The 25,011-nt window shown below is 71.8% G+C and carries 22 protein-coding genes and 1 tRNA gene; 11 read left to right on the forward strand and 12 right to left on the reverse strand.

The features are described 5' to 3' along the window. Positions 1 to 182 precede the first annotated feature (182 nt). The 6 genes from OG472_RS12225 to OG472_RS12250 all read left to right on the forward strand — a co-directional run bounded on the left by OG472_RS12225 (position 183) and on the right by OG472_RS12250 (position 7,495). Positions 183 to 950 (forward strand): IclR family transcriptional regulator, encoded by a 768-nt coding sequence (locus tag OG472_RS12225; RefSeq protein ID WP_383573512.1) that lies wholly within the window; start codon positions 183 to 185, stop codon positions 948 to 950. Positions 951 to 1,264: 314 nt separating this feature from the next. Further along, on the forward strand, positions 1,265 to 2,047 hold the full coding sequence (locus OG472_RS12230; RefSeq protein WP_401609151.1) for an MIP/aquaporin family protein: 783 nt from the start codon (positions 1,265 to 1,267) through the stop codon (positions 2,045 to 2,047). A 77-nt stretch (positions 2,048 to 2,124) separates the two neighbouring features. Further along, on the forward strand, positions 2,125 to 3,651 hold the full coding sequence (gene glpK, locus OG472_RS12235; protein ID WP_383573506.1) for a glycerol kinase GlpK: 1,527 nt from the start codon (positions 2,125 to 2,127) through the stop codon (positions 3,649 to 3,651). Positions 3,652 to 3,690: 39 nt separating this feature from the next. Further along, positions 3,691 to 5,298 carry an FAD-dependent oxidoreductase gene (locus OG472_RS12240; RefSeq protein ID WP_383573503.1) on the forward strand — a complete coding sequence of 536 codons (1,608 nt, stop codon included), beginning with the start codon at positions 3,691 to 3,693 and terminating at the stop codon, positions 5,296 to 5,298. 127 nt (positions 5,299 to 5,425) lie between these two features. Next, entirely contained in the window at positions 5,426 to 6,457 is a 1,032-nt protein-coding gene (locus OG472_RS12245) for a PAC2 family protein (RefSeq protein ID WP_405941404.1), read from the forward strand. Positions 6,458 to 6,526: 69 nt separating this feature from the next. Then, on the forward strand, positions 6,527 to 7,495 hold the full coding sequence (locus OG472_RS12250) for a hypothetical protein (RefSeq protein ID WP_405941405.1): 969 nt from the start codon (positions 6,527 to 6,529) through the stop codon (positions 7,493 to 7,495). Between the two features lie 66 nt (positions 7,496 to 7,561). On the opposite strand, the gene mshC is transcribed toward OG472_RS12250, so the two are convergent. The 4 genes from mshC to OG472_RS12270 all read right to left on the reverse strand — a co-directional run bounded on the left by mshC (position 7,562) and on the right by OG472_RS12270 (position 11,100). Then, positions 7,562 to 8,791: a cysteine--1-D-myo-inosityl 2-amino-2-deoxy-alpha-D-glucopyranoside ligase gene (gene mshC / locus OG472_RS12255; protein ID WP_361770264.1), complete on the reverse strand. Its 1,230-nt coding sequence runs from the start codon at positions 8,789 to 8,791 to the stop codon at positions 7,562 to 7,564. Between the two features lie 110 nt (positions 8,792 to 8,901). Further along, positions 8,902 to 9,750, reverse strand: coding sequence for an SCO1664 family protein (locus OG472_RS12260; RefSeq protein ID WP_405941406.1), 849 nt, complete (start codon positions 9,748 to 9,750; stop codon positions 8,902 to 8,904). Beyond that, positions 9,714 to 10,304, reverse strand: a complete 591-nt coding sequence (locus OG472_RS12265; RefSeq protein ID WP_030720371.1) for a DUF3090 domain-containing protein — start codon at positions 10,302 to 10,304, stop codon at positions 9,714 to 9,716. The genes OG472_RS12260 and OG472_RS12265 overlap by 37 nt, the downstream gene beginning before the upstream one ends. A gap of 76 nt (positions 10,305 to 10,380) precedes the next feature. Then, positions 10,381 to 11,100 carry a histidine phosphatase family protein gene (locus OG472_RS12270; protein WP_401609142.1) on the reverse strand — a complete coding sequence of 240 codons (720 nt, stop codon included), beginning with the start codon at positions 11,098 to 11,100 and terminating at the stop codon, positions 10,381 to 10,383. Positions 11,101 to 11,155: 55 nt separating this feature from the next. Here OG472_RS12270 and OG472_RS12275 point away from each other — a divergent pair, with 55 nt between their 5' ends. Then, on the forward strand, positions 11,156 to 12,148 hold the full coding sequence (locus OG472_RS12275; protein ID WP_405941407.1) for a magnesium and cobalt transport protein CorA: 993 nt from the start codon (positions 11,156 to 11,158) through the stop codon (positions 12,146 to 12,148). Positions 12,149 to 12,182: 34 nt separating this feature from the next. On the opposite strand, the gene OG472_RS12280 is transcribed toward OG472_RS12275, so the two are convergent. Then, the gene (locus tag OG472_RS12280) at positions 12,183 to 12,971 is read right to left on the reverse strand and encodes a ferritin-like domain-containing protein (RefSeq protein ID WP_405829430.1); all 789 of its coding nucleotides are present in this window, start codon (positions 12,969 to 12,971) and stop codon (positions 12,183 to 12,185) included. Between the two features lie 255 nt (positions 12,972 to 13,226). Then, positions 13,227 to 14,276, reverse strand: coding sequence for an LLM class F420-dependent oxidoreductase (locus OG472_RS12285; RefSeq protein ID WP_401609136.1), 1,050 nt, complete (start codon positions 14,274 to 14,276; stop codon positions 13,227 to 13,229). A gap of 100 nt (positions 14,277 to 14,376) precedes the next feature. Between OG472_RS12285 and OG472_RS12290 the strand changes: the two genes are divergently transcribed. Together OG472_RS12290 and OG472_RS12295 are read left to right on the forward strand one after the other, a co-directional pair. Next, positions 14,377 to 15,360 (forward strand): aldo/keto reductase, encoded by a 984-nt coding sequence (locus tag OG472_RS12290; RefSeq protein WP_405941408.1) that lies wholly within the window; start codon positions 14,377 to 14,379, stop codon positions 15,358 to 15,360. Beyond that, positions 15,357 to 17,630 (forward strand): helix-hairpin-helix domain-containing protein, encoded by a 2,274-nt coding sequence (locus tag OG472_RS12295; RefSeq protein WP_405941409.1) that lies wholly within the window; start codon positions 15,357 to 15,359, stop codon positions 17,628 to 17,630. Before OG472_RS12290 ends, OG472_RS12295 begins: the two co-directional genes overlap by 4 nt. Positions 17,631 to 17,708: 78 nt before the next feature. Here OG472_RS12295 and OG472_RS12300 read toward each other — a convergent pair whose 3' ends face one another. Next, complete coding sequence (locus OG472_RS12300; protein ID WP_401609129.1) at positions 17,709 to 18,395, reverse strand: hypothetical protein; 687 nt, start codon at positions 18,393 to 18,395, stop codon at positions 17,709 to 17,711. A 47-nt stretch (positions 18,396 to 18,442) separates the two neighbouring features. Here OG472_RS12300 and OG472_RS12305 point away from each other — a divergent pair, with 47 nt between their 5' ends. Further along, complete coding sequence (locus OG472_RS12305) at positions 18,443 to 18,631, forward strand: DUF5703 family protein (protein WP_030009118.1); 189 nt, start codon at positions 18,443 to 18,445, stop codon at positions 18,629 to 18,631. Positions 18,632 to 18,670: 39 nt separating this feature from the next. Here OG472_RS12305 and OG472_RS12310 read toward each other — a convergent pair whose 3' ends face one another. The 3 genes from OG472_RS12310 to OG472_RS12320 all read right to left on the reverse strand — a co-directional run bounded on the left by OG472_RS12310 (position 18,671) and on the right by OG472_RS12320 (position 21,323). After that, positions 18,671 to 19,435, reverse strand: a complete 765-nt coding sequence (locus OG472_RS12310; protein WP_405941410.1) for a chaplin family protein — start codon at positions 19,433 to 19,435, stop codon at positions 18,671 to 18,673. A gap of 199 nt (positions 19,436 to 19,634) precedes the next feature. Continuing rightward, positions 19,635 to 19,868 carry a chaplin gene (locus OG472_RS12315; protein WP_361770234.1) on the reverse strand — a complete coding sequence of 78 codons (234 nt, stop codon included), beginning with the start codon at positions 19,866 to 19,868 and terminating at the stop codon, positions 19,635 to 19,637. A 129-nt stretch (positions 19,869 to 19,997) separates the two neighbouring features. After that, a complete protein-coding gene (locus OG472_RS12320) occupies positions 19,998 to 21,323 on the reverse strand; it encodes a M20/M25/M40 family metallo-hydrolase (RefSeq protein ID WP_405941411.1) in 1,326 nt (441 codons plus the stop codon). 167 nt (positions 21,324 to 21,490) lie between these two features. Between OG472_RS12320 and OG472_RS12325 the strand changes: the two genes are divergently transcribed. Then, positions 21,491 to 21,578 (forward strand) — tRNA-Leu (locus OG472_RS12325). Positions 21,579 to 21,738: 160 nt separating this feature from the next. Here OG472_RS12325 and OG472_RS12330 read toward each other — a convergent pair. Then, positions 21,739 to 23,178: an amino acid permease gene (locus OG472_RS12330; RefSeq protein WP_405943166.1), complete on the reverse strand. Its 1,440-nt coding sequence runs from the start codon at positions 23,176 to 23,178 to the stop codon at positions 21,739 to 21,741. 220 nt (positions 23,179 to 23,398) lie between these two features. Continuing rightward, positions 23,399 to 24,943 carry an APC family permease gene (locus tag OG472_RS12335; RefSeq protein WP_405941412.1) on the reverse strand — a complete coding sequence of 515 codons (1,545 nt, stop codon included), beginning with the start codon at positions 24,941 to 24,943 and terminating at the stop codon, positions 23,399 to 23,401. Between the last annotated feature and the right edge of the window lie 68 nt (positions 24,944 to 25,011).

The raw sequence follows: 25,011 nt of genomic DNA on the forward strand, positions 1-25,011 counted from the left end.
GTGCGGGTGTCCCACGTGGCGGACTGCATTCTGTGGCGGGGGTTGCCAGGGGTGTCCCGGCAACGGTACGTCGAACAGCTTCCCCCTCGCTGCGCGAGGTCGGCATCGGCCGATACTGTTCAGCATTGTCGAACCGCATCAAGATGTCAGTAATGACAGCAAGGTCAGCAGGAGGCTGCGCGATGGCACGGAACATCCAGTCGCTCGAACGAGCCGCTGCGATGCTGCGGCTCCTGGCCGGCGGTGAGCGCCGGCTGGGGCTCTCCGACGTGGCTTCCTCGCTGGGATTGGCCAAGGGGACGGCCCACGGCATCCTGCGCACCCTGCAGGCCGAGGGCTTCGTCGAGCAGGACCCCGCCTCCGGCCGCTACCAGCTGGGCGCGGAGCTGCTGCGCCTGGGCAACAGCTACCTCGACGTGCACGAGCTGCGCGCCCGCGCACTGGTGTGGACGGACGACCTGGCCCGGGCGAGCGGTGAGAGCACCTACGTGGGCGTGCTGCACAAGAGCGGGGTGCTGATCATGCACCACGTTTTCCGGCCCGACGACAGCCGCCAGGTACTGGAGGTCGGGGCCATGCAGCCGCTGCACTCGACCGCGCTGGGCAAGGTGCTGTCCGCGTACGACCCGGTCGCGCACACCCAGGCGCTGGAGGTGGAGCGCGAGGCGTTCACCCCCCGTACGGTCACGGACTCCGCGGGTTTCGAGGAGATCCTGGACCTGACCCGGGCACGCGGCTGGGCCGCCGACGTCGAGGAGACCTGGGAGGGCATCGCCTCGGTGGCGGCGCCGATCCACGACCGGCGCCGGATGCCGGTCGGCGCGGTGGCGGTGGCAGGTGCCGTGGAACGGGTCTGCGGGGCGTCCGGGGAGCCCCATGCGGCCCTCGTGGCATCCGTGCGGGACTGCGCGCGATCGGTTTCACGCGACCTCGGCGCGGGCCGGTTCTGACCTTGCTTTAGCACCTCAGAGCGGCCATCTGGCTGCTTTCTGCCCACTTTTCGCCATATCCCGACCGCAGGATGGCTGGTTTTGGGCGATCGTACCTAGTGGTAACGATCCGACACCTTGGCCTGGCGGGCTCTTGACGCATTCTTCACTTGGGCGGAAAACTGCCGTTCACCGGTCGGCATTGTCGAACACCTAACGGCAATACGCGCTAGGATGCGACAAGGCCAAGGACCGGTGCAGCACTCACCGAGTGCGCGGACCCACCGGAGGGACCCGGTGTCCGCCCACCCCTGGACGTACGTAAGGAGTCGCGGGTGTCCAGCTCCGACATCTTCATCGGCGAGACCATCGGTACCGCCCTGCTCACACTGCTCGGCGGTGGCGTCTGCGCCGCACTGACACTCAAGAGCTCCAAGGCCCGGAACGCCGGCTGGCTCGCGATCACCTTCGGCTGGGGTTTCGCCGTACTGATCGCCGCCTACGTGGCCGCCCCGCTCTCCGGCGCGCACCTCAACCCGGCGGTCACCGTCGGCCTCGCCGTCAAGACCGGCGAGTGGAGCGACGTACCGGTCTACTTCGCAGGCGAGCTGCTGGGCGCGATGCTCGGCGCGGTCCTGATGTGGATCACCTACTACGGCCAGTTCCGGGTGCACCTGGCGGACCCGGAGAACATCCGCGACGCCAAGCTCGGCCCGGAGGACCCGCACCCGCACGACCAGGCGGGCCCCGTACTCGGGATCTTCTCCACCGGCCCCGAGATCCGCAACGTCGTCCAGAACCTCGCCACCGAGATCATCGGTACCTTCGTCCTCGTCCTGGCGATCCTCACCCAGGGCCTGCAGGGTGACGGCAAGGGCCTCGGTGTCATCGGTGTCCTCATCACCTCCTTCGTCGTCGTCGGAATCGGCCTCTCGCTCGGCGGTCCGACCGGCTACGCCATCAACCCGGTCCGCGACCTCGGTCCGCGCATCGTGCACGCCCTGCTCCCGCTGCCCAACAAGGGCGGCTCCGACTGGGGATACTCCTGGATCCCGGTGGTCGGCCCGCTCGTCGGTGCCGTCCTCGCCGGTGGTCTCTACAACATCGCGTTCGCCTGATCAGCACGGCCGCGTTCGTAAGATCCGCACCGCCCTCCTGATTCCGCCTACTCACCAGACCTGCCAGGAGCAGCCACATGACCAGCAGCACCGGCCCCTTCATCGCCGCGATCGACCAGGGCACCACCTCCTCCCGCTGCATCGTCTTCGACCGTGACGGCCGCATCGTCGCCGTCGACCAGAAGGAGCACGAGCAGATCTTCCCGAAGCCGGGCTGGGTCGAGCACGACGCCTCCGAGATCTGGACCAACGTCCAGGAGGTCGTCGCCGGGGCCATCGCCAAGGCCGAGATCACCGCCGCCGACGTCAAGGCCGTCGGCATCACCAACCAGCGCGAGACCACCCTCCTGTGGGACCGCCACACCGGCGAGCCCGTCCACAACGCGCTGGTCTGGCAGGACACCCGGACCGACGCCCTGTGCAAGGAGCTCGGCCGCAACGTCGGCCAGGACCGCTTCCGCCGCGAGACCGGCCTGCCGCTGGCGAGCTACTTCGCCGGCCCGAAGGTCCGCTGGCTGCTCGACAACGTCGAGGGCCTGCGCGAGCGTGCCGAGGCCGGCGACATCCTCTTCGGCACCATGGACTCGTGGGTCATCTGGAACCTCACGGGTGGCGCCCAGGGCGGTGTGCACGTCACCGACGTCACCAACGCCTCGCGCACCATGCTGATGAACCTGCACACGCTGGCCTGGGACGACAAGATCGCGGAGTCGATGGGCGTCCCGCTCAACGTCCTCCCCGAGATCAAGTCCTCCGCCGAGGTCTACGGTCACGTCAAGGACGGCGTCCTCGCCGGTGTCCCGGTCGCCTCGGCGCTCGGTGACCAGCAGGCCGCCCTCTTCGGCCAGACCTGTTTCGCCGAGGGCGAGGCCAAGTCCACGTACGGCACCGGCACGTTCATGCTGATGAACACCGGCGACAAGATCATCAACTCCTACAGCGGCCTGCTGACCACGGTCGGCTACCAGATCGGCGACCAGAAGCCGGTCTACGCCCTGGAGGGCTCCATCGCCGTCACCGGCTCGCTCGTCCAGTGGATGCGCGACCAGATGGGCCTGATCAAGTCCGCGGCCGAGATCGAGACCCTGGCCTCTTCGGTCGAGGACAACGGCGGCGCCTACTTCGTGCCGGCCTTCTCCGGTCTGTTCGCCCCGTACTGGCGCTCCGACGCCCGCGGTGTGATCGCCGGCCTCACCCGGTACGTCACCAAGGCGCACATCGCCCGTGCCGTCCTGGAGGCCACCGCCTGGCAGACCCGCGAGATCACCGACGCCATGACCAAGGACTCAGGCGTCGAGCTCACGGCCCTCAAGGTCGACGGCGGCATGACCTCCAACAACCTGCTGATGCAGACGCTCTCGGACTTCCTGGACGCCCCGGTGGTGCGCCCGATGGTCGCCGAGACCACCTGCCTCGGCGCCGCCTACGCCGCCGGCCTGGCCGTCGGCTTCTGGCCCGACACCGACGCCCTGCGCGCCAACTGGCGCCGCGCGGCGGAGTGGACCCCGCGGATGCCCGCCGAGCAGCGGGACCGCGAGTACAAGAGCTGGCTCAAGGCCGTGGAGCGGTCCATGGGCTGGGTCGACGACGAAGACGCCAGCTGACCGCACTCGGCTGACGAATCGACGAGGAGCTAAAGAGATATGAGCAGCCTGCAGAGCGTTCCCGCCCTGGGTACGCACCCGACCGCCGGTTCGAACGCGAGCCGCGCCGAGACCCGTGAGCAGCTGGCGAAGGCCACGTACGACCTGCTGGTCATCGGCGGTGGAATCCTGGGCACCTCGGTGGCCTGGCACGCCGCGCAGTCGGGTCTGCGGGTTGCCATGGTGGACGCCGGCGACTTCGCCGGCGCCACCTCCTCGGCCTCCTCCAAGCTGGTCCACGGCGGTCTGCGCTACCTGCAGACCGGCGCGGTCAAGCTGGTCGCGGAGAACCACCACGAGCGGCGGGTGCTGGCCAAGGACGTGGCCCCGCACCTGGTCAACCCGCTCACCTTCTACCTGCCGGTCTACAAGGGCGGACCGGTCGGTGCGGCCAAGCTGGGCGCGGGCGTCTTCGCCTACTCCGCCCTCTCGGCCTTCGGCGACGGCATGGGCAAGGTCATATCCCCGGCCCGTGCCGCCGCCGACAACCCGGGCCTGAAGACGGACAACCTCAAGGCCGTCGCTGTCTACTACGACCACCAGATGAACGACTCCCGCGTCGCCGTCATGACGGTCCGCGCGGCCGTCGAGTCGGGCGCGGTCGTCCTCAACCACGCCGAGGTCACCGGCCTGCGCAAGACGCGGGGCCGGGTCACCGGTGCCGAGCTCAGGGACCGTCTCGACGGCACCGAGTTCGGGGTCGACGCACGCGTCGTGCTCAACGCCACCGGCCCGTGGGTGGACCACCTGCGGCGCATGGAAGACAAGCACTCCATGCCGTCGATCCGCCTCTCCAAGGGCGCGCACATCGTCATGAAGCGCAAGTCGCCGTGGAAGGCCGCCATGGCCACCCCGATCGACAAGTACCGCATCACCTTCGCCCTCCCCTGGGAGGACCAGCTGCTGCTCGGCACCACCGACGAGGTGTACGAGGGCGACCCGGCGGACGTGCGCGCCACCGAGTCCGACATCGCGCAGATCCTGGACGAGGCGGCCTTCTCGGTGAAGGACGCGGACCTCGACCGCTCGCTCATGACGTACGCCTTCGCCGGCCTGCGGGTGCTGCCCGGCGGCCCCGGCGGTGTGGAGAAGGCCAAGCGCGAGACGGTCGTCTCCGAGGGCGCCGGCGGCATGCTGTCGGTGGCCGGCGGCAAGTGGACGACGTACCGCCACATCGGCCGTGTGGTCATGGACAAGCTGGCGAAGCTCCCGGGCAGCCCGCTGACCGACGACATGGAGCCGGTGAAGTCCCTCGTGCGCCGGATCGCGCTGCCGGGTGTCGCCAACCCGAACGCGGTCGCGCACCGGCTGCTGGTGGACCGTGAGCCGGGCACCCGGATGGACCCGCTCACCGCCCGCCACCTCGCCTCGCACTACGGCTCGCTGGCCTTCGACATCGCGCGCCTCGCGAACGAGGACCCGGCGCTGGCCGAGCGCATCCACCCGGACGGTCCGGAGATCTGGGCGCAGGTCGCCTACGCCCGTGACAACGAGTGGGCCGAGACGGTCGACGACGTGCTGCGCCGCCGTACGACGGTGACGATCCGCGGCCTGGACGACGAGGCCGTCCGGGCCCGCGTCGAGGAGATGCTGGGCCACAAGGCATAGCTCTCACGCAGGTGGGGAAGAGGGGCGGTTCCGAGGGGAACCGCCCCTCTGTCGTGGGCTGTGGCTGGCGTCGTATCAAGGCTTAGGCTGACCCACGTACGCAAGGGAACTTCGGAAGGAGACCTGGGTGATCGAGCTTGAGGGCGTGCCCGAGCTGATCGACCCGGTCATGGTGGCCGCGTTCGAGGGCTGGAACGACGCGGGTGACGCGGCCTCCGGTGCGGTCGCACACCTGGACCGGGAGTGGAAGGGCGAGGTCTTCGCGGCTCTGGACGCCGAGGACTACTACGACTTCCAGGTCAACCGGCCGACGGTGTGGCTGGACAACGGGGTACGGAAGATCACGTGGCCGACGACACGGCTGTCGGTGGTCCGGATCGGCGGCGCCAAGCCGCGCGATCTGGTGCTGGTCCGGGGGATCGAACCGTCCATGCGGTGGCGGTCGTTCTGCAACGAGATCCTCGGCTTCGCCCACGAACTGGGCGTGGAGATGGTGGTCATCCTGGGGGCACTGCTCGGGGACACCCCGCACACCCGGCCGGTGCCGGTGAGCGGGGTCACCTCGGACGCGGACCTGGCGCGGACGATGGACCTGGAGGAGACCAAGTACGAGGGCCCCACGGGCATCGTGGGCATCCTCCAGGAGGCCTGTACGCACGCGGGCGTGCCGGCGGTGTCGCTGTGGGCGGCGGTGCCGCACTACGTGTCGCAGCCGCCGAACCCGAAGGCGACGCTGGCGCTGCTGAACCGGCTGGAGGATCTGATCGACATCCGGATCCCGCTGGGCGAACTGCCGGAGGACGCGCGGGCCTGGCAGCTGGGCGTGGACCAACTGGCCGCGGAGGACAGCGAGGTGGCGGAGTACGTCCAGACGCTGGAGGAGGCGCGGGACACGGCCGACCTGCCGGAGGCGTCGGGCGACGCCATCGCCCGGGAGTTCGAGCGGTACCTGCGGCGGCGTGACCCCGCGGCGGGCCCCGAGACGGCCACGGAGACGGGCTCGTACTTCCGCGACCTGTCCGGTGGCCGCCCCCAGCCGAAGCCGAAGCCCGAGGATGCGGCGGACCAGGACGGCCCGCCGCGGCCGGACGCCGCCGCCGAAGGAGACGGCGAGGGCGGCGGGGAGGCCGAGGGCGGCGGGGACACTCCCGGGGCCTGACCGGACGGGGCTGTCCGGGTGTCAGTACGCCCTGCTTGGATACGGGTTGCCGTTCCGAGAGAGGGAAGCATGACCCGTACCACCCCGCCCCGCCCGCTCGACGTGGCTTCGGTGTTCCCGGAGCTCGCGGGGATGTCCAGGACCGCCACCCGGCTGCACCCCCGGCCCGGTGCGCCCACCGTGCACGAGAGCTCGGTGGGCGGGCCGCTGCTGTGGCCGGCCGGCGAGCCCTGGGCGTCGTGCTCGCAGGAGCACGACGCCCCCTTCGGACTGAAGACGCCCGATGAGGTGCGAACGCTCCGGCGGATATGCGCCCGGGACGTCTGGACGGCCGAGGAGCGCGCCGAGGTCTCCCGGATCAACACCGGCCACGATCCGTCGCTGCTGCCCGAGGGTACGCATCCGCTGATACCGGTGGCGCAGTTGTACGCCCGGGACGTCCCCGACCTGCCGTTCCCCGAGGGCACGGACCTGCTCCAGGTGCTGTGGTGCCCGTTCATCGACATCGAGGACCAGAGCGGCTCGGAGGCCGTCCAGCTGCGGTGGCGGCGGGCCGGGGACGTGGCGGAGGTCCTGGCGGCCGCGCCGGAGCCCGCGTACGTGGGCACGGACGAGCTGGTGCCGGTCCCGTGCGTGCTGCATCCGGAACGGGTCCGCGAGTACCCGGCCGCGCACGATCTGGACCCCGGGCTGGCCGGGCGGATCGGCAGCTGGGAGGAGGACGCGGCCACCGGCTACCGGGGAGCCCTGTCCGTCGCGCCCGGGTGGAAGGCCGGCGGGTGGGCCGCCCCCTTCACGTTCCGGGATTCCGGCGGCCCGGAGGAGTTGCGCTGCGCGCGGTGCTCGGCCGTCGGCGAGCCGTTGCTCACCTTCGACCACGCCGAGTGGGACGCCGAGACCGAGAGCTGGCGGCCGGCCGAGGAGGCGGACGGCGCGTCCACGACCCCCACGCAGGTCACCGTGGGGCGCGGCTACACCCTGCAGTTCTACGCGTGCCCCGCCGATCCCCGCCACCCTCCGGTCACCGTCATGCAGTGACGGGGTGAAACGGCGAAGCGCGCCCCCGGCACGAGGCCGGGGGCGCGCTCCTTCGGTTCCGGTTCCCTAGAGCGCCACGCCCAGGAGGGCGTCCACCGTGCGGGAGACCAGGCCGGGGGCCGACTCGTCGTCGCCGTCGGTGGCGTTCTGGAGCTCCACCCAGCGGTCCACGGCCGCCAGCGCCGCAGGGGCGTCCAGGTCGTTCGCCAGGGCCTCGCGGACCTCCTCGAGCACCGCGTCCGCCGCGATGCCGTCCGGCCGGGACACCGCAGCGCGCCAGCGCTCCAGCCGGGCCACGGCCTCGGCGAGGACGTCGTCGGTCCACTCCCAGTCGGCCCGGTAGTGGTGCGACAGCAGGGCGAGGCGGATGGCCGCGGGGTCGACCCCGGCGCGCCGCAGCGCGGAGACGAAGACGAGGTTGCCCTTCGACTTCGACATCTTCTCGCCGTGCAGGGCGACCATGCCCGCGTGCACGTACGCCTTGGCCATCGGGAACTCGCCCGTCAGGACCTGTGCGTGCGACGCGCCCATCTCGTGGTGCGGGAAGGCCAGGTCGGAGCCGCCGCCCTGGATGTCGAAGCCCATGCCCAGGTGGTCCAGGGCGATGGCGACGCACTCGATGTGCCAGCCCGGCCGGCCGCGGCCCAGCGAGCCGCCGTCCCAGCTCGGCTCGCCCGGACGCGCGGCCATCCACAGCATCGGGTCCAGCGGGTTCTTCTTCCCCGGCCGGTCGGGGTCGCCGCCCCGCTCCGCCGAGAGCAGTCGCATCGCCTCGGCGTCGAGGTTCGAGACCCCGCCGAAGTGCGCGTCGGACTCGACCGAGAAGTAGACGTCGCCGTCGAGCTCGTACGCCGCGCCCGCGTCCCGCAGCCGCTCGACCAGCGGCACGATGCCGGGTATGGCCTCGACGGCTCCGATGTAGTGCTGCGGCGGCAGCATCCGCAGGGCGGTCATGTCCTCGCGGAAGAGTGCGGTCTCGCGCTCGGCCAGCTCGGTCCAGTCGTGGCCGTCGCGCAGCGCCCGCTCCAGGAGCGGGTCGTCCACGTCCGTGACGTTCTGGACGTAATGGACCTGCCGCTTGGTGTCGAGCCACACGCGCTGCACGAGGTCGAACGCGTTGTAGGTCGCCGCGTGACCGATGTGGGTCGCGTCGTACGGGGTGATGCCGCAGACGTAGATACGGGCGACGGGACCGGGGGCGAGGGTGATCGTCCCCTGGGTCGCGGTGTCGTGGATCTGGAGGTCGCGGCCCTTGCCAGGAAGGGCGGGGACCTCAGAAGCGGGCCAGGCATGCATGTCTCGAGCCTAACCGGACGGATGTTCCGGAAACGAACCGGACCTGCACTGTTGTCTTGATCGGCACTCTTGCGGTCTGGCCGGATCTGTGCGTATGGCGGATGGCCGGTTCAGACCGGCGGCCAGGGGATCGACGGCCACTGCCCGGACGGCTGCGGGTGGGTTCCGGTGCGCAGCAGGTGCGCCACCCGGTCCCGTACGGCGGCCAGCTCGACGGCGGTGATCAGTTCGGCCAGCCGGGTGGCGAGCGGGGCTCCCTCGGCCAGTGCGGCGGCCAGCCCGGCCAGCACCTCGCGCGCCTCGTCGGTCAGCGGCTCCCCCGCCCAGCCCCACAGCAGGGTGCGCAGCTTGTCCTCGGCGTGGAAGGTCACGCCGTGGTCGATGCCGTAGAGGCGGCCGTCGGGCGCGGGCAGCAGGTGGCCGCCCTTGCGGTCGCCGTTGTTGATCACGGCGTCGAGCACGGAGAGCCGGCGCAGCCTCGGGTCGTCGGCGTGGACGAGCAGCGCGGTGCGGCCCTCCCCCACCTCGGCGAAGGCGACGGGCTTCCAGCCGTCCCCCGCCTCCTCGCCGTCGACGAGTGCGAGGAGCCCGCCGGTGGGGGATTCCCCTTCCGGTCCCGCGGATTCGATCCACTGCTGGACCATGCCCTCGCCGTACGGTCCGTCGCGCAGCACGGTGGCGGGGACCAGGCCCCATCCGGTGGCCTCGGAGACCAGGTAGGCCGCGACCTCGCGCTGGGCGAGGTTCCCGTCGGGGAAGTCCCACAGCGGCCGCTCGCCCTTGACGGGCTTGTACACGCAGTCGGCGCTGACGCCCTCGTGCGTGACGGTGCACAGCAGGACGGCGTTGGACGCCTCGCGGATCCGGCCGATGACGGTCAGCTCGCCCTTGGCGAGCAGTTCCTCGATCTCCCCCGTGTCGGTCACGCCTGGCGCCGGTAGCCGTTCTGGCGCGGGCACACGTGCCCCTCCGGGTCCAGCGGCAGACTGCACAGCGGGCACGGCGGGCGGCCGGCGTTGACCACGTCCAGGGCCCGCTTGGCGAACGCCCGGGCCTGGGCGCCGGTGAGGCGGACCCGCAGCATCGGCGGGCCGTTCTCCTCGTCCTGGAGCAGTCTCTCCTCCGCCTCGGCGAGGTCCTCGTCGGAGTCGGCGTCGAGTTCCACCAGGGCCTGGGCCTCGACGATCATCCGCTGCTCCTCGCCGTCCCAGGCCAGGGCCATGGTGCCGACGCGGAACTCCTCCTCGACGGGGACGTCGAGGGGTGCCGTGTCGGCGGCTTCGGCGGGGGCGACGGCCGGCACCGGGGCGTTGCCGCCGGTCCGCCGCACGACCTCGTCCAGCAGCTCGTCCATCCGCTCGGCGAGCGCCGCGACCTGGGTCTTCTCCAGGGAGACGCTGGTGACGCGGGGGCCGGAGGAGGCCTGCAGGAAGAACGTACGGCGTCCCGGCAGACCGACCGTGCCGGCCACGAAGCGGTCCGGGGGGTCGTAGAGGAACACCTGACGGGGCACGTCCAGTCTCCAAGTCTCGGCGGCAGGGCAGGTCTGCGCCCGTGTGTGGGCCCGTCCACCCTACTGCGCCGTCCGATCACGCCGCGCCCGCGCCGCCTCCCACGACGGCGTTCCCCGCGTCTTCGGCGTCTTTGTCGGATGCGACGGGCTCGGGCGTGGCCGGACGCCGTACGAGCGGGCCGAAGTCCCCGGTGTCGCCCAGCCGGAACACGAACGGCCGGGTCGGCGTGTACCGGATCGCGGTCACCGAGCAGGGGTCGACGTGGATGCGCTGGAAGAGGTCCAGGTGCATCCCGAGGGCGTCCGCGACAAGGGACTTGATGATGTCGCCGTGGGAGCACATCAGGAAGACGGCGTCGCTCCCGTGCTCTTCCTCGACCCGCGCGTTCCACTCCCGTACGGCGTCCACGGCGCGGGCCTGCATGGCGCGCATGGACTCGCCGCCGGGGAAGGCGGCCGCCGAGGGGTGCTGCTGGACGATCTTCATCAGCGGTTCGTCGGCGAGCTCGGAGAGTTTGCGGCCGGACCAGTCGCCGTAGTGGCACTCGCCGATCCGCTCGTCGGTGTGCACTTCCAGCTCCGGCCTGGCGGCCAGCAGGGGTGCGAGGGTCTCCCGGCAGCGTTGCAGCGGGCTGGTGACGGCGGCGGCGACCGGCACGCCCGCCAGCCTTCCGGGCAGGGCGGCGGCCTGCTCGGCGCCGCGCTCGTCGAGGCCGACTCCCGGCGTCCATCCGGCGAGCAGCCCTGCGGTATTGGCGGTGGACCGCCCGTGTCGTACGAGGATCAGCGTGGCCATGGGTGCCAGCGTATGCGGTGCCGCCGGTGTGCGGGCGGGCCGCGGGCAGGGAAGAATGCCGGGCGTGATTGTCGACTGCGCGATTTACCGGGACGGACGCCGTACCGAGGGACCCGAGGACTTCTCGGACGCCCTCGACGAGGCGCGGGCGACCGGTGACGCCTTCCTCTGGATCGGCATGTACGAGCCGACGGCGAAGGAGTTCGACCACGTCAGCCGCGAGTTCGGGCTGCACAAGCTGGCGGTGGAGGACGCGCTGACCGCGCATCAGCGGCCGAAGCTGGAGGTGTACGACGATTCGCTGTTCGTCGTCCTCAAGCCGGTGCTGTACGACGAGGGCACGGACACCGTGACCGCGGGCGAGCTGATGGTGTTCATAGGCGATTCGTTCGTCGTCACGGTCCGGCACGGCGAGGGGGCCCCGCTGGCCGCCGTGCGCCACCGGCTGGAGCAGGAGCCGGACGTGCTGCGGCACGGCCCGACGGCGGTGCTGTACGCGGTCTCCGACGCGGTGGTGGACCACTACATCGAGGTGGCGGCCGAGCTCCAGGTCGACCTGGAGGAGCTGGAGGCCGAGGTGTTCTCCCCGAACCCCGCGGACGCCAAGAACACCGCCGCCCGGATCTACGGGTTCAAGCGGCAGGTGCTGGAGTTCCGGCGGGCGACGAACCCGCTGCTCCAGCCGATGGAGCGGCTCGCCTTCGGGGACGTGCCCTTCGTCCACGAGCACGCCCAGCCCTTCTTCCGCGACGTCGCCGACCACCTGACCAAGGCGAGCGAGTACATCGAGGGCCTGGACCGGCTGTTGTCGGACGCGCTGTCCGCGCACCTCGCGCAGACGGGCCTGCGGCAGAACGACGACATGCGCAAGATCTCGGCCTGGGCGGCGATGGCGGCCGTCCCCACGATGGTGGCCGGGATCTACGGGATGAACTTCGACCACATGCCGGAGCTCAGACAGGTCTGGGGCTATCCGGTGGTCGTGGCGCTCATGGTGGGCGTCTGTCTGGGCCTGCACCGCATGTTCAAGCGCCGGGGCTGGCTGTAGCCGCGGGGCGTCCCGCGCGGCCGGCCGCGCGCGGCTACGCGAGCTCGGGGGAGGTGACGGGTGCGCCGCCCAGCGCATTGCGGTGCCGGGGCATCCGCAGGTTCACCATCCGGTGCCAGCCGCTGAACCGCTCATACGCGTACATGACGCGGATGCCGGCGGCGAGCGCGGCCGCCTTCGGGGCGGGCCAGTGCAGCACCCGTCCCATGTGGTCCATGACGGCGAGGCTGACGTCCCGGTAGACGCCGATCTCGGCGAGCGCGCTCTCGCGGAGCACCCGCTGGATGGTCCGGCCGTGGCCCGCGCGGGCCAGGCGCAGCAGTTCCTCGTGGCAGTAGGCGAGGTGGTTGTCCTCGTCGTTGCTGATCATGTGGATGGCCTTGCCGAACTCGGGGTGCTCTCCGAAGTGCCTGACCAGCATGTCCATCTGGTCGGCGGCGCGCTGTTCGGTGACGCGGCTGTGCGCGAGGTAGACGACGACGTCCTCCTCGGTCAGCGCCTCCTCGCGGCGCAGCTTGTCGTGCGCGAGGCCGATGCCGCGGCGTTCCAGCAGCATCGTGTAGTCGGTCTCGGGCGGGACGGGGACCGGCGGCAGGCCGCGCTTGCGCAGCAGTGCGTTGAAGATCCGCCCGTGCTTGTCCTCGTCCGCCCCGTGTCGGGTGATCTTGGGCGCGAGGTCGCGCATGGAGTCCGGCACCAGGGCCGCGATCCGGGCGTTCTCCCAACCGCCCTGGGACTCCCCGCTGGCGGCGATGGAGCAGAACAGCTGGAAGGACTCGTCGTTGTCGACGATCTCCTGGAACAGGCTGCGGGCAGAGAGCATGAACCGAGTCAAACGCCGGTCGCGGGGACCGGCAACCGATGGGTCGCACTACTCGTCCGAATGAACGAAACGAGCGGATGGACCGCCGCGCGTAACCCTGCGGGGCCCCCGGGCGTTGTTGGCTGTGTCGGCCGTGGCGGGGAAGACCCCCCGAGCCCCCACCACGGCCGCAGACTCCTTTGATGCCACCCCGCACCGCTCCGCGGGCTGCGGGCGGCCCCGCCGGACCGCGTCCGGCGGACCTGGCTCCGGGTATCAGGCCAGTCCGGCGAGCTCCATGGCCTCGGTGCCGGCCCGCAGGGCGGCGATCCGCTCGTCCAGGGTGAATCCGGCCGGGGCGAGCGTGAGGGTGGTGACCCCGGCCTCCGCGTAGGCCCGCATCCCGTCCGCGATGCGGCCGACGGGGCCGAGCAGCGCGGTCGAGTCGATCAGCGAGTGCGGGACGGCCTCGGCCGCGCCGGTCTTGTCGCCGGCCAGGTACTTGTCCTGGATCTCGGCGGCCTCCTTCTCGTAGCCCATGCGCTGGGCCAGCTGGTTGTAGAAGTTCTGCTTCCGGCTGCCCATGCCGCCGACGTACAGGGCGGTGTAGGGGCGGAACATGTCGGCGAGCGCGTTCACGTCCTCGCCGAGGGCCAGCGGCACGGTCGGGCAGACGTCGAAGCCGTCCATGGTCAGCCCGGCCTTCTCGCGGCCCGCCCGGATGTGGGTGAGCGCAGTCGCCTCCAGGTGCTCGGCGGCCGGGAAGATCAGCAGGGCGCCGTCGGCGATCTCGCCGGTCTGCTCCAGGTTCTTCGGACCGATGGCGGCGATGTAGAGCGGGATGTGCTCGCGCTCGGGGTGCACGGTCAGCTTGAGGGGCTTGCCCGGGCCGCCCGGCAGCGGCAGGGTCCAGTGCTCGCCCTCGTAGGAGAGGCGCTCGCGGGTCATGGCCTTGCGGACGATCTCCACGTACTCCCGGGTCCGCGCGAGCGGCTTGTCGAACTTGACGCCGTACCAGCCCTCGGAGACCTGCGGGCCGGAGACGCCGAGGCCGAGCCGGAAGCGGCCCTTGGTGAGCGAGTCGAGGGTGGCCGCCGTCATGGCGGTCATCGCGGGCTGCCGGGCCGGGATCTGCAGGATCGCCGAGCCGACGTCGATGCGCTCGGTCTGGGCGGCGACCCAGGCGAGCACGGTCGGGGCGTCGGAGCCGTAGGCCTCGGCGGCCCAGCAGACGTCGTAGCCCAGGCGGTCGGCCTCCTGGGCGACGGCGAGGTTGTCGGCGTCCATGCCCGCGCCCCAGTAACCGAGATTGATGCCGAGCCGCATGTGTCGTCCCCTTACCGGTTTACCGATCAGTAACGTTGGTGTGCGGGGACTGTAGCGCGCCAGGGTGCTCCGCGTCAGCGCCCCAGTAGTCTCAGCGCTCATGGAGCAGAGGCATCTCGGCCGCACCGGACTGCGCGTTTCCCGGATCGGCCTCGGCACCCTCACCTGGGGCCGCGACACCAATGAGGAAGCCGCCGCCGAGCAGGTGAAGACCTTCTGGGAGGCGGGCGGCACCCTCGTGGACACGGCCGACGTGTACGGGGGCGGGGAGGCGGAGTACCTCCTCGGGCGGCTGGTCGGCGGGCTCGTCCCGCGCCGGGACCTGGTGATCGCGACCAAGGCGGGCAGCGTGCCGGACCCGGACCGGCGGTTCGACGGCTCGCGCGGGCACCTGCTCGACGCGCTGGACGCCTCGCTGGACCGGCTGGGCACCGACTACGTCGACCTCTGGCAGGTCCACGCCTTCGATCCGGCCACCCCGCTGGAGGAGACGATGCAGGCGCTGGACCTGGCGGTGAGCAGCGGCCGGGCCCGGTACGCCGGGGTCTCCAACTACTGCGGCTGGCAGCTGGCGAAGGCGGCGACCTGGCAGCTCGCGGCGCCCGGCGTGCGGACCCGGATCGCCTCGACCCAGATGGAGTACTCGCTGCTGCAGCGGGGTGTGGAGCGGGAGGTCCTGCCGGCCGCACTGGACCTCGGGATCGGTCTGCTGCCCTCCTCTCCGCTGGGGCGCGGCGTGCTGACGGGCAAGTACCGGGACGGCGTGCCGGCTGATTCCCGGGGCGCCTCGGAGTCCCTGGCCGCCTTCGTGGACCCGTACCTCGACGAGGCGGCGGGCCGGATCGTGGACGCGGTGGTGACGGCGGCCCGGGGGCTGGCCGTGACCCCGCTCGAGGTGGCCCTCGCGTGGATCCGGGACCGGCCGGGGGTGGTCGCGCCGATCGTCGGCGCCCGGACGTCGGCGCAGCTCGCGGCGGCGCTGTCGGTGGAGGCCCTTAGTCTTCCGGAGGAGATCTGCCGGGCGTTGGACGATGTGTCGGCGCCCGTGCACCGCTATCCCGATCAGGACTGGAGCACGCTGTGAGTACGGACCGCCAAGCCGAAGCCGAAACCGCTGCCGCGGAGGAACCGGCCGGGCCGCAGGCCGACTCGGGCGAAGCCCCGTCGGACACCGACGAGCCCGGCCCTGCCGCCCTGCCCGACGAGGCCGGTCCGGGCGAACCCGGGGAGGAAGCCGGGACCGGAGCCGAGGCCGGGGCCGAAGGCGACGCAGCGCCCGCCTCCGGGGCCGGGGACGACGCCGAATCCGAGACCGGAGCCGAGAACGGGGCCGAGGCCGAGGCCACCTCCGGGGCCGAAGGGGATGGTGGGGCCGGGGCGGACGCCGGGGGGCAGGCGGCGCCCGCGCTCACCGAGGCCCAGGCCGAGCTCGCCGCGCAGAAGGTCGAGCGGGAGCGGATCGCCCGGCGCAAGGCCGAGCGGGAGGCGCCCGTCGAGGCCGGGGCGAAGCTCAGCGGCAAGGCCGCCGACCTGCTGGCCGCCGTACGGGCCGTGGAGAGCGGGGAGAAGCCCCCCGCCGTGTACTTCGACGAGGCCCCGGCCGCGCCCCGCAGGCCGGCCCCCGCTCCCGCCGCTCCGCGCCCGGCCGCCCCGGCGCCGGTGGCCGCGGCGGCACCCTCCGCCGACGCCGTCGAGGGCGTACGGTCCGTCCTGGCCCGCGGCGGCGCCCCCGAGTCCCTGGCCGGCCAGGTCGCGGCGGCGCTCGGCGACGGCGCCGCCGAGCAGCTCGCCGAGAACCCCTGGAGGCTGCTGTCGGTCCCGGCCGTGCGCCCGACCCAGGCGGACGGCTTCGCACGGTCCCTGCTGGGCTCCGGGGCCGGTCCCGGGGACGAGCGCCGGACCACCGTCCTGGTGGGCTGGCTGCTGGCCCAGGCCGGGCTCAAGGGACACACCGCGCTGGAGGCCCCGGTGCTGGAGAAGGCCCTGGCCCAGTACGGCGTACCGGATCCGGCCGGAGCGCTGGAACAGGCCATCGCGGACGGCTCGGTGCTGGTCTTCCACGAGCCCCTCGGCCCGCCGGTGGAGGAGGGTGAGGAGCAGCCGGTACGGCTCCTCGTGGGCCTTGAGGGTGCCGCCATGGCCGAGGAGAGCCTGGCCGACGGCCTGGCGCGGCTCGCGTCCGGCGCCTTCGGCGCGCCCGAGGACTGGGAGCGGGCCGCCGGGGCCGCGCCGGGCCCGTCCGCCGCCGAGCTGATCCGCACGGTCGCGGGCCACGGCCTGGTCGCCCACACCGGCGGCGAGGCCGCGCGCGGCGAGGCGTTCGCCCTGGTCGCGGCGGCCCGGGAGCTGGGGCTGCGGGCCTGCCCGGCCGCGCACGCGCCCGGCGGCCCGGAGTCGGTGACCGTGGCGGGGCTGCTGTCCGGGGCGGAGGGACCCGGGCGGGACGCGGACGGGCAGTTCGCGCTGGACCTCCTCGTGGTGCTGGACGCGCCGCAGCTGGACGTGGAGACCGCGGCGGCGCTGGTGGAGTCCGTTCCGGACGGGGCCCGGCTGGTGCTCTCCGGGGACCCCGGAGTGCTCGCGTCCGCCGGGGCCGGACGGGTCTTCGCCGATGTGCTGGCAGCCCGTACGTGCCCCCAGGTGGTCTCCCGCACCCCGGATCCGGGCCCTCTCGGCGAGCTCGTCTCGGGGGTCGGGATCGGCGAGCTGAACCAGGTGGACGCCCCCGGCAAGGAGGTCGTCATCGTCCCGGTGCAGGACGCCGGGGAGGCCGTGCACCGGGCCGTGCAGCTGGTGGCCGAGTCGGTGCCGCGCGCCTTCGGGATCCCGGCGGACAGCGTGCAGGTGATCACCCCGGGCCACGGCGGCTCCGCGGGGACGCGGGCCCTGAACACCGCCCTCAAGGAGCGGCTGAACCCGGGTCCCGGCCGGTTCGGGGGCTTCGACCCCGGCGACCGGGTGGTCCACGTCCCGTCCGCCGGGCGGGCGCTGGCGGCCCGGGTGGTGGCGGCCGACGCCGAGGGGCTGCACCTGGACCGTGCGGGCGTACGGATCGTCGTGCCGAAGGAGCTCGTGGAGACCCAGGTACGGCACGGCTGGGCGGTGACGGCGCATCAGGCCGTCGGCACGCGCTGGCCGGCGGTGGTCGTCGTCCTGCCGGGCGACGCGGCGCAGGCGCTGTCGCGGGACTGGGTCTACACGGCGTTCGGGCGGGCCGAGCGGCACCTGTCGGTGGTGCACGGCGTCGACCAGGCGCTGCCGCGCGCGGTGGCCGAGGTGCTGCCGAAGTCGCGTACGACACGGCTGACGGGCCTGCTGAAGGCGCTGGCGACGGCGGGCGAACAGGCGGAGTGATCCCGGCCGTGGCCCCCGCCCCGCGGGGTGGGGGCCACGGAGTCCGGCTCGGGGGCCGGGCCGGGATGCGGACCGGGGTCAGGCCGGGGTCAGCCCCGGCTTCGCGGTCTCGTCCTCGCCCTCGTCCTCACCTTCGTCCTCGTCCTCGCCCTCGTCGAACTCGTCGGACTCCTCGTCGAAGACGGAGCTGACGTCGAACCGGTGCAGGACGTCCTGCGGATCGATGTTCCCGAAGGGCGAATCGAGCCACTCCCCCGGTTCCGCCATTTCCTCCGAGGCGGCGATCCAGAGCGTGGAGTCGCCCTCCTCCAGGCCGAAATCCTTGAAGCGGGAGGCGATCTCGTCGGGCTCGTACTCCCCGAAGAGGACGCCCAGCGCCTCGGCGGTGCCGCCGTCCTGGACGAAATCGGCGTCCCGGTCGTGCGCGGCGATCCGCTCGGCCTGGGCGATCAGCCGCGGCGGTTCGACGACGGCGTAGTCGCGGCGGATGAGCACGCTGAAGGCGGCGGGCTCGGCGGGGCCGGTGTAGGGCACGCCGTCCTCGGGCGTGGGGATCTCGAAAGGAGTGACCTCGTCGTAGCGGTCGTAGAGGAGTTCGTCGTATTCCTCGGCGGCGGCGGCGAGTTCGTTGAACGCGGCGTAGACGTCCGGGTCCTCGTCCCCGGTCCTGCGCTCGACCGCGGCGAGGTGACGGTCGAGCGCGGCCTTGACCGCCTCGGCGGCGGCGCGTACCTCGGCAACAGTGGGCAGAGCGGCATCAGACATAGAGCAGACGCTATCCGTACGAGGGCTCTGCCCGCACAATAGATGCGATGCCGGAATACGAATTTGTCGACGTGTACGTGCCCCGCGGTGTCCCCCGCAAGGAGGCGACCCGCCTGCTGACCGATCATGCCGAGTACGGGAACTGGGAACTCGACCGGCTGAGTCTGTACCGGGACGGCAGTCGCCGTGTGCGACTGCGCCGCCGGATCATCCGTCAGGTCCGCGCGACCTGGTGACGCGGGCCCCGGGGGCGGGGCCCGCGTCGTGAGCAGCCGTCAGGCGGCGTTGCGGGCGCGCCGGTAGAGCACGCTGCCCGCCAGCAGCAGGCCGCCCGCGAGCGGGAGGCCTGCGGTGAGGACGTCACCGGAGCCGGTGGCGGCGAGAGCGGCCGACTGGCCGGGGCTGCCCCCGGTCTGCGTGCCGGTCCCCGGGCCGGGGTGCGTGACCGGGGTCACGGGGGTGACGGAGCCGGTGCCGGGGTGGGCCGGCGTACCCGGAGTGCCCGTGCCGGGCGTACCGGGAGTGCCCGGGTTGCCGGGGTTCTGGCCGCCCGGCGTGCCGGGATTCCCGGGGTTGCCGGGGTTCTGGCCGCCCGGCGTACCGGGATTCCCGGGGTTGCCGGGGTTCTCGCCACCCGGGGTGCCGGGGTTGCCCGGGTTCCCGGGGTTCTCACCGCCCGGCGTGCCCGGATTTCCGGGGTTGCCCGGGTGGTCGTCGCACGGCTCGTCGCCGTCGCCGGGGTGTCCGGGGTTGCCCGGGTGTCCGGGGTTGCCCGGGTGTCCGGGGTTGCCCGGGTGACCGGGCTTGCTCGGCTTGCCGGGCTTGCCGTGGCCCCCGTTGGCGCAGTGGTTCCCGAAGGCCGGGTTGAGGCCTCCGACCACCGTGACCGTGTTCCCGCAGGCGTTCACCGGTGCGTCCACGGGTGCCTGCACGCTGTTTCCGGACAGCAGTCCCGGAGAGTTCGCGGCGTGCCCCGAGGCGCCGGAGTCCGCGTGTGCGTAGCCCCCGCCCAGGGCGAGGACACCCCCTGCGGCAGCCATGGTGATCAGGGTCTTCCTGGTGACCTGTGCCGGTCGTCGCATCTGTACTCGTCCCCTGGTGTGTGCGTTTCGGCCGTCTCTCGGCGGCCCGGCCGTCCAGGCTCCCCCGCCTGGTACGCCGAAGATGAGAATCCGGGCCGGAAAGCCCGGTGGCCCCGGAGCGCTGGAATGCGCTCCGGGGCCCAAGACTTCAGACGCGTCAGGCGTTGACGCAGGTGTTGCCGAAGGCCGGGTTCAGCAGGCCGATGATGGAAACGGAGTTCCCGCAGACGTTCACCGGGATGTGGACCGGGACCTGGACGGCGTTGCCGGACAGAACACCGGGGGAGCCGATGGCCGCACCCTGGGCACCCGCGTCGGCGACAGCCAGGCCCGCACCCGCGAGAACCAGGCCACCAGTGGCAGCCGCAGCGGCGACAACCTTCTTGATCATTGTTCCTCCTAGTAGGCAATGCGGTCCCAGCCGCGGACCGCACCACCTGTAACGAGGAGGGATCACCAGGGCTACGAGCGTATGAGTGCATTCACTCTTCTCAGTGGAATGCGCACACCTACCCGAATTTCAGGCGTTGTCGATGAACCGGTCGAGCACGCGCACGCCGAACTTCAGTCCGTCGACGGGCACGCGTTCGTCCACGCCGTGGAACATCCCGGCGAAGTCCAGCTCCGGCGGAAGCTGCAGCGGCGCGAAGCCGAAGCAGCGGATGCCGAGGTCGTCGAAGGACTTGGCGTCCGTACCGCCCGAGAGCATGTACGGGACCGCCCGCGCGATCGGGTCCTCGGCCTTCAGGGCGCCCTGCATGGCCTCCACCAGCCGCCCGTCGAAGTCGGTCTCCAGCGCCTTGTCGCCGTGCACGTCCTCCCGCTTCACGCGCGGCCCGAGGATGCGGTCCAGGTCGGCGAAGAACTCGTCCTCGTAGCCCGGAAGGAAGCGGCCGTCGACGTGGGCCGTCGCCTGGCCGGGGATGACGTTGACCTTGTAGCCGGCGCCGAGCATCGTCGGGGCGGCCGAGTTGCGCAGCGTGGCGCCGACCATCTTGGCGATGCCGCCGAGCTTGGCGAGGGTCTCGTCCATGTTGTCCGGGTCCAGCGGGGTGCCCAGCGCGTCCGAGAGCTCGTCCAGGAAACTCCGCACGGTCTTGGTCACCCGTACCGGCCACTGGTGGCGGCCGAGCCGCCCCACTGCCTCGCACAGCTCCGTGATGGCGTTGTCGTTGTTGGTCATGGAGCCGTGGCCCGCGGTGCCCTCCACCGTGAGCCGCATCCAGTGCATGCCCTTCTGGGCGGTCTCCACGAGGTAGAGCCGCAGGTTCTCGTTCACGGTGAAGGAGAAGCCGCCGACCTCGCCGATCGCCTCGGTGACCCCCTCGAACAGCCCCGGGTGCTTGTCGACGAGGTGCCGGGCGCCGTAGATGCCGCCCGCCTCTTCGTCCGCGAGGAAGGCCAGCACGATGTCGCGCGGGGGCTTGCGCCCGCTGCGCATCCGGTCGCGCACGACGGCCAGCGTCATCGCGTCCATGTCCTTCATGTCGACGGCGCCGCGGCCCCACACGCAGCCGTCGGCGATCTCACCCGCGAACGGGTCGTACGTCCAGTCCGCGGCATTGGCCGGAACCACGTCGGTGTGCCCGTGGATCAGCAGCGCCGGCCGCGAGGGGTCCTCCCCCTCGATCCGCGCCACGGTCGAGGCGCGCCCCTTGTGCGATTCGAAGATCTGCGGCTCCAGCCCGACCTCGGCGAGCTTCTCGGCGACCCACTCCGCCGCCTTGCGCTCCCCGGGGCCCGAGTGGTCTCCGTAGTTGCTGGTGTCGATCCGGATGAGGTCCCGGCAGAGGTCGACTACCTCGTCCTCGCCGGAGACGGTCCTGCCCGCGCTCGACTCGCTCACGCTGCTTCCTCCCACTGATCAGTACCGAACACCTCCATCCTCCCGCCCCGGGCCGCTCTCCCCAAGGGCGATCCCCGGCCGTCAGGGGGTGTGATCGAGGACCCCGGAATGTTTGGTAATGTTTTCCACGTCGGAACGGCCCGCGAGGGACGCGAGACAGACACCTTGTCCGGGTGGCGGAATGGCAGACGCGCTAGCTTGAGGTGCTAGTGCCCTTTATCGGGCGTGGGGGTTCAAGTCCCCCCTCGGACACCACGGCGAAAGGCCGGTCGGGAGAAATCCCGGCCGGCCTTTCGTGCGTCCGGAGACGGCTGCCGCGCCCCGCGCCGGCTCCCGGCGCGGGGCGGGGAACGCCGAGGCCCCCCGCGCGGAAGGGGAAGTTCCGGCGCGGGGGGCCTCGTGGACCGTGCGGGGGTCAGCGGCGGGAGGCGGCGAGTTCGGCGACTCGGCCGCGGACCAGGAACCAGCCGCCGACCAGGGCGGCGCCGATGAGCGGGACGAACATGACCGTGGTGCGGCCGACTCCGCCGTCGCACCACATCAGGACCAGGACCGTCAGCAGGAAGGCCAGGGTCACGAACTGGGTGTACGGGGCCCAGGGCAGGCGGTACGCCGGACGCTCGACCAGTCCGCTCTTCGCGCGGTGCCAGAAGAAGAGCGAGCAGAGCATGACCATGCCCCAGGTGCCGAGGATGCCGATGGAGGCGAGGTTGAGGACGATCTCGAAGGCCTCGCCCGGCATCCAGGCGTTCAGGCCGACGCCCGCGACGCCGAAGGCGGCGGTGAAGAGGACGCCGCCGTAGGGGACCTTGCCCTTGTTCATGAGGCCGGTGAACTTCGGCGCGGAGCCGGACATGGCCATCGAGCGCAGGATGCGGCCGGTGGAGTAGAGGCCGGAGTTCAGGCTGGAGAGGGCCGCGGTGAGGACGACCAGGTTCATGACGCCGGCGGCGCCGGGGACGCCGAGCTTGTCGAAGACGGTGACGAAGGGGCTCTGGTCGGAGCTGTACGCCGTGTAGGGCAGCAGGAGGGCGAGGAGGACGACCGAGCCGACGTAGAAGAGGCCCACGCGCCACATGATCGAGTTGATCGCCTTCGGCATGATCTGCTCGGGGTTCTCGGTCTCGCCGGCGGCGACGCCGCAGAGCTCGACGGAGGCGTACGCGAAGACCACGCCCTGGATCACCAGGAGCATCGGGAGCATCCCGGACGGGAAGATGCCGCCGTTGTCGGTGATGGAGGAGAGGCCCGGGGTGTGGCCGCCGATCTCGTGGCTGGTGGCGACGAGCCAGATGCCGACGATCAGGAAGATCACCAGGGCGGCGACCTTGACCAGCGAGAACCAGAACTCCATCTCGCCGAAGTACTTCACCGAGATCAGGTTGGCGGTGAGGACGACGGCGAGGGCGATGAACGCGAGGACCCACTGGGGGACGTCGGTGAACATCGACCAGAAGTGGGCGTAGGTCGCGGCGGCCGTGATGTCGGCCACGGTGGTGGTGGACCAGTTCAGGAAGTACAGCCAGCCGGCCGTGTAGGCGCCCTTCTCCCCCATGAACTCGCGCGCGTAGGAGACGAAGGCTCCGGAGGAGGGGCGGTACAGGACGAGCTCGCCGAGCGCCCGGACGACGAAGAAGGCGAAGACTCCGCAGACCGCGTACGCGATCGCGAGGGAGGGGCCCGCACCGGCGAGGCGGCCGCCGGCGCCGAGGAACAGCCCGGTGCCTATCGCTCCGCCGATCGCGATCATGTTGATGTGGCGGGACTTGAGGTCCTTGCTGTAGCCCTCGTCACCGGCGTCGACATGGCGGGAAGACGCCGGGGCGGGGGCCTCGGTCAAGGTGCGGTCACTCAGGTCACTCATGTATGACTTCGCCTTCGTGGGGGTCGGACGGCAGGTCCGTTCCGCGGCGCAGGGGAGCTGGGTGGTGTCCCCTGTGTCGCGGTCCGGTGAATTTGTCGCCCCAGGAGACCATGAGGGTCCGCCACCCGCCAAAATCGACCCCCTGCGCACCGAAGCCCCCGACGACCATGGAAAGGGGTGTCGGGGGCTTCGTAGGGGCTCGAAAGCGAGGTCAGTCGACGGTATCGGCCGTTGCCGCTTGATCGAGGCGGAAGGCCTCGTTGCCCAGGCCGATGCGGGCGTGCACCTCGGGGCGGCTGCGGCGCAGCACCGCTCCGTAGAGCAGGCCGCCCACGACGGCGGCGCCGATGATGCCGGGCAGGGCCCAGCTCAGTGCGGAGACCTTTTCGGCGCCGACCAGGACGCCGAAGTCCTTGACGGTGTAGGCGGCGATGGCGAGCAGCGCGAGGCCGGCGGCGCCGGCCGCGACGAGGCGCCAGACCTGGGCGCCGGCGGTGCCGCGGCGGACGAAGAAGGCGATGACGGCGAAGGAGGCGGCGGCCATGAGGAGGGTCACGCCGAGGGCGCCGACGCTGCCCATCCAGGTGAACAGGTGCAGGACGGGTGCGGTGGGGTCGCCGGCGGGCATGTCGTCGGTGACGGCGAAGGCGATCACGACGAGCGCGGCGATGCCGGTCTGCAGGAGGGAGCCGGTGCCGGGGGCGCCGGTGCCGGCGTTGGTCCGGCCGAAGGCGGCGGGGAGCAGGCCCTCGCGGCCCATGGCGAAGGCGTAGCGGGCGACCACGTTGTGGAAGCTGAGCATGGCCGCGAACATGCCGGTCACGAAGAGGACGTGCAGGACGTCGGTGAAGGTGGTGCCGAGCCGGCTCTCGGTGAGCTGGAAGAGCAGGCCGGGGCCGGCTTCGGCGGAGGTCTTCACGACCTCGGCGGGGCCGGTGGCGACGGTGAGGGCCCAGGCGCTGAGGGCGAAGAAGAGGGCGACGAAGGCAACCGCGAGGAACATCACCCGGGAGACGACGATGTGCGGCTTGCTGGTCTCCTCGGCGTAGACCGGGGACTGCTCGAAGCCGACGAAGGCGGCGATGCAGAAGCAGAGCGCGGTGCCGAAGCCGGCTCCGCTGAGGGTCTCGGGGTTGAAGGCGTGCAGCGAGAGGCCTTCGGCGCCGGGCTCGGCGAGGGCGGCGATGTCGAAGACGACGACGAGGGCGCACTCGACGAGGAGGAGGACCCCGAGGACCTTGGCGTTGAGGTCGATCTTGAGCCAGCCGAGCGCTCCGGTGACGGCGACGGCGAGCAGGGCCGGTATCCACCAGGCGAGTTCGATCTCCAGGTAGGTGGCGAAGAGGCCGGAGATCTCGAAGCCGAGGATGCCGTAGACCCCGCACTGCATGGCGCTGTACGCGACGAGGGCGACGAGGGAGGCACCAGCGCCGGCGGTGGGGCCGAGGCCGCGGGCGATGTACGCGTAGAAGGCGCCGGCGTTGTGGACGTGCCGGCTCATCTCGGCGTAGCCGATGCTGAAGAGCGCGAGGACGGCGCCGAGGATGACGAAGAGCAGCGGCTGGCCGACGATGCCCATGACCCCGAAGGTCGTGGGCATGACACCGGCGACGACCATCAGGGGCGCGCTGGCGGCGAGTACGGACAGGAGCAGGCCGGCGGTACCGAGGCGGTCGGCGCGCAGGGCGCGGTCCTGGCCCTTGTACGTACGTATCTCTTCCGGGTCCTGGAGCGTGGTGGATCTGCCCGTCGGCATGGCGGCGTCCTTTCGGGAGCGCGGTTCTCTCGGGGAGTGGTGCTCTGGGAGTGCGGTTCTCGGGCGGC

The sequence above is a fragment of the Streptomyces sp. NBC_00207 genome (assembly GCF_045160965.1).
Lineage (GTDB): Bacteria > Actinomycetota > Actinomycetes > Streptomycetales > Streptomycetaceae > Streptomyces.

Bases quoted from the DNA above. Each gene is read 5' to 3' on its own strand.
- OG472_RS12250 (WP_405941405.1), top strand. From the start codon at position 6,527: ATGACCCGTACCACCCCGCCCCGCCCGCTCGACGTGGCTTCGGTGTTC.
- OG472_RS12290 (WP_405941408.1), top strand. From the start codon at position 14,377: ATGGAGCAGAGGCATCTCGGCCGCACCGGACTGCGCGTTTCCCGGATC.
- OG472_RS12225 (WP_383573512.1), top strand. From the start codon at position 183: ATGGCACGGAACATCCAGTCGCTCGAACGAGCCGCTGCGATGCTGCGG.
- OG472_RS12335 (WP_405941412.1), bottom strand. From the start codon at position 24,943: ATGCCGACGGGCAGATCCACCACGCTCCAGGACCCGGAAGAGATACGT.
- OG472_RS12315 (WP_361770234.1), bottom strand. From the start codon at position 19,868: ATGATCAAGAAGGTTGTCGCCGCTGCGGCTGCCACTGGTGGCCTGGTT.
- OG472_RS12275 (WP_405941407.1), top strand. From the start codon at position 11,156: ATGCCGGGCGTGATTGTCGACTGCGCGATTTACCGGGACGGACGCCGT.
- mshC (WP_361770264.1), bottom strand. From the start codon at position 8,791: ATGCATGCCTGGCCCGCTTCTGAGGTCCCCGCCCTTCCTGGCAAGGGC.
- OG472_RS12305 (WP_030009118.1), top strand. From the start codon at position 18,443: ATGCCGGAATACGAATTTGTCGACGTGTACGTGCCCCGCGGTGTCCCC.
- OG472_RS12300 (WP_401609129.1), bottom strand. From the start codon at position 18,395: ATGTCTGATGCCGCTCTGCCCACTGTTGCCGAGGTACGCGCCGCCGCC.
- glpK (WP_383573506.1), top strand. From the start codon at position 2,125: ATGACCAGCAGCACCGGCCCCTTCATCGCCGCGATCGACCAGGGCACC.
- OG472_RS12280 (WP_405829430.1), bottom strand. From the start codon at position 12,971: ATGCTCTCTGCCCGCAGCCTGTTCCAGGAGATCGTCGACAACGACGAG.
- OG472_RS12310 (WP_405941410.1), bottom strand. From the start codon at position 19,435: ATGGCTGCCGCAGGGGGTGTCCTCGCCCTGGGCGGGGGCTACGCACAC.
- OG472_RS12240 (WP_383573503.1), top strand. From the start codon at position 3,691: ATGAGCAGCCTGCAGAGCGTTCCCGCCCTGGGTACGCACCCGACCGCC.
- OG472_RS12285 (WP_401609136.1), bottom strand. From the start codon at position 14,276: ATGCGGCTCGGCATCAATCTCGGTTACTGGGGCGCGGGCATGGACGCC.
- OG472_RS12270 (WP_401609142.1), bottom strand. From the start codon at position 11,100: ATGGCCACGCTGATCCTCGTACGACACGGGCGGTCCACCGCCAATACC.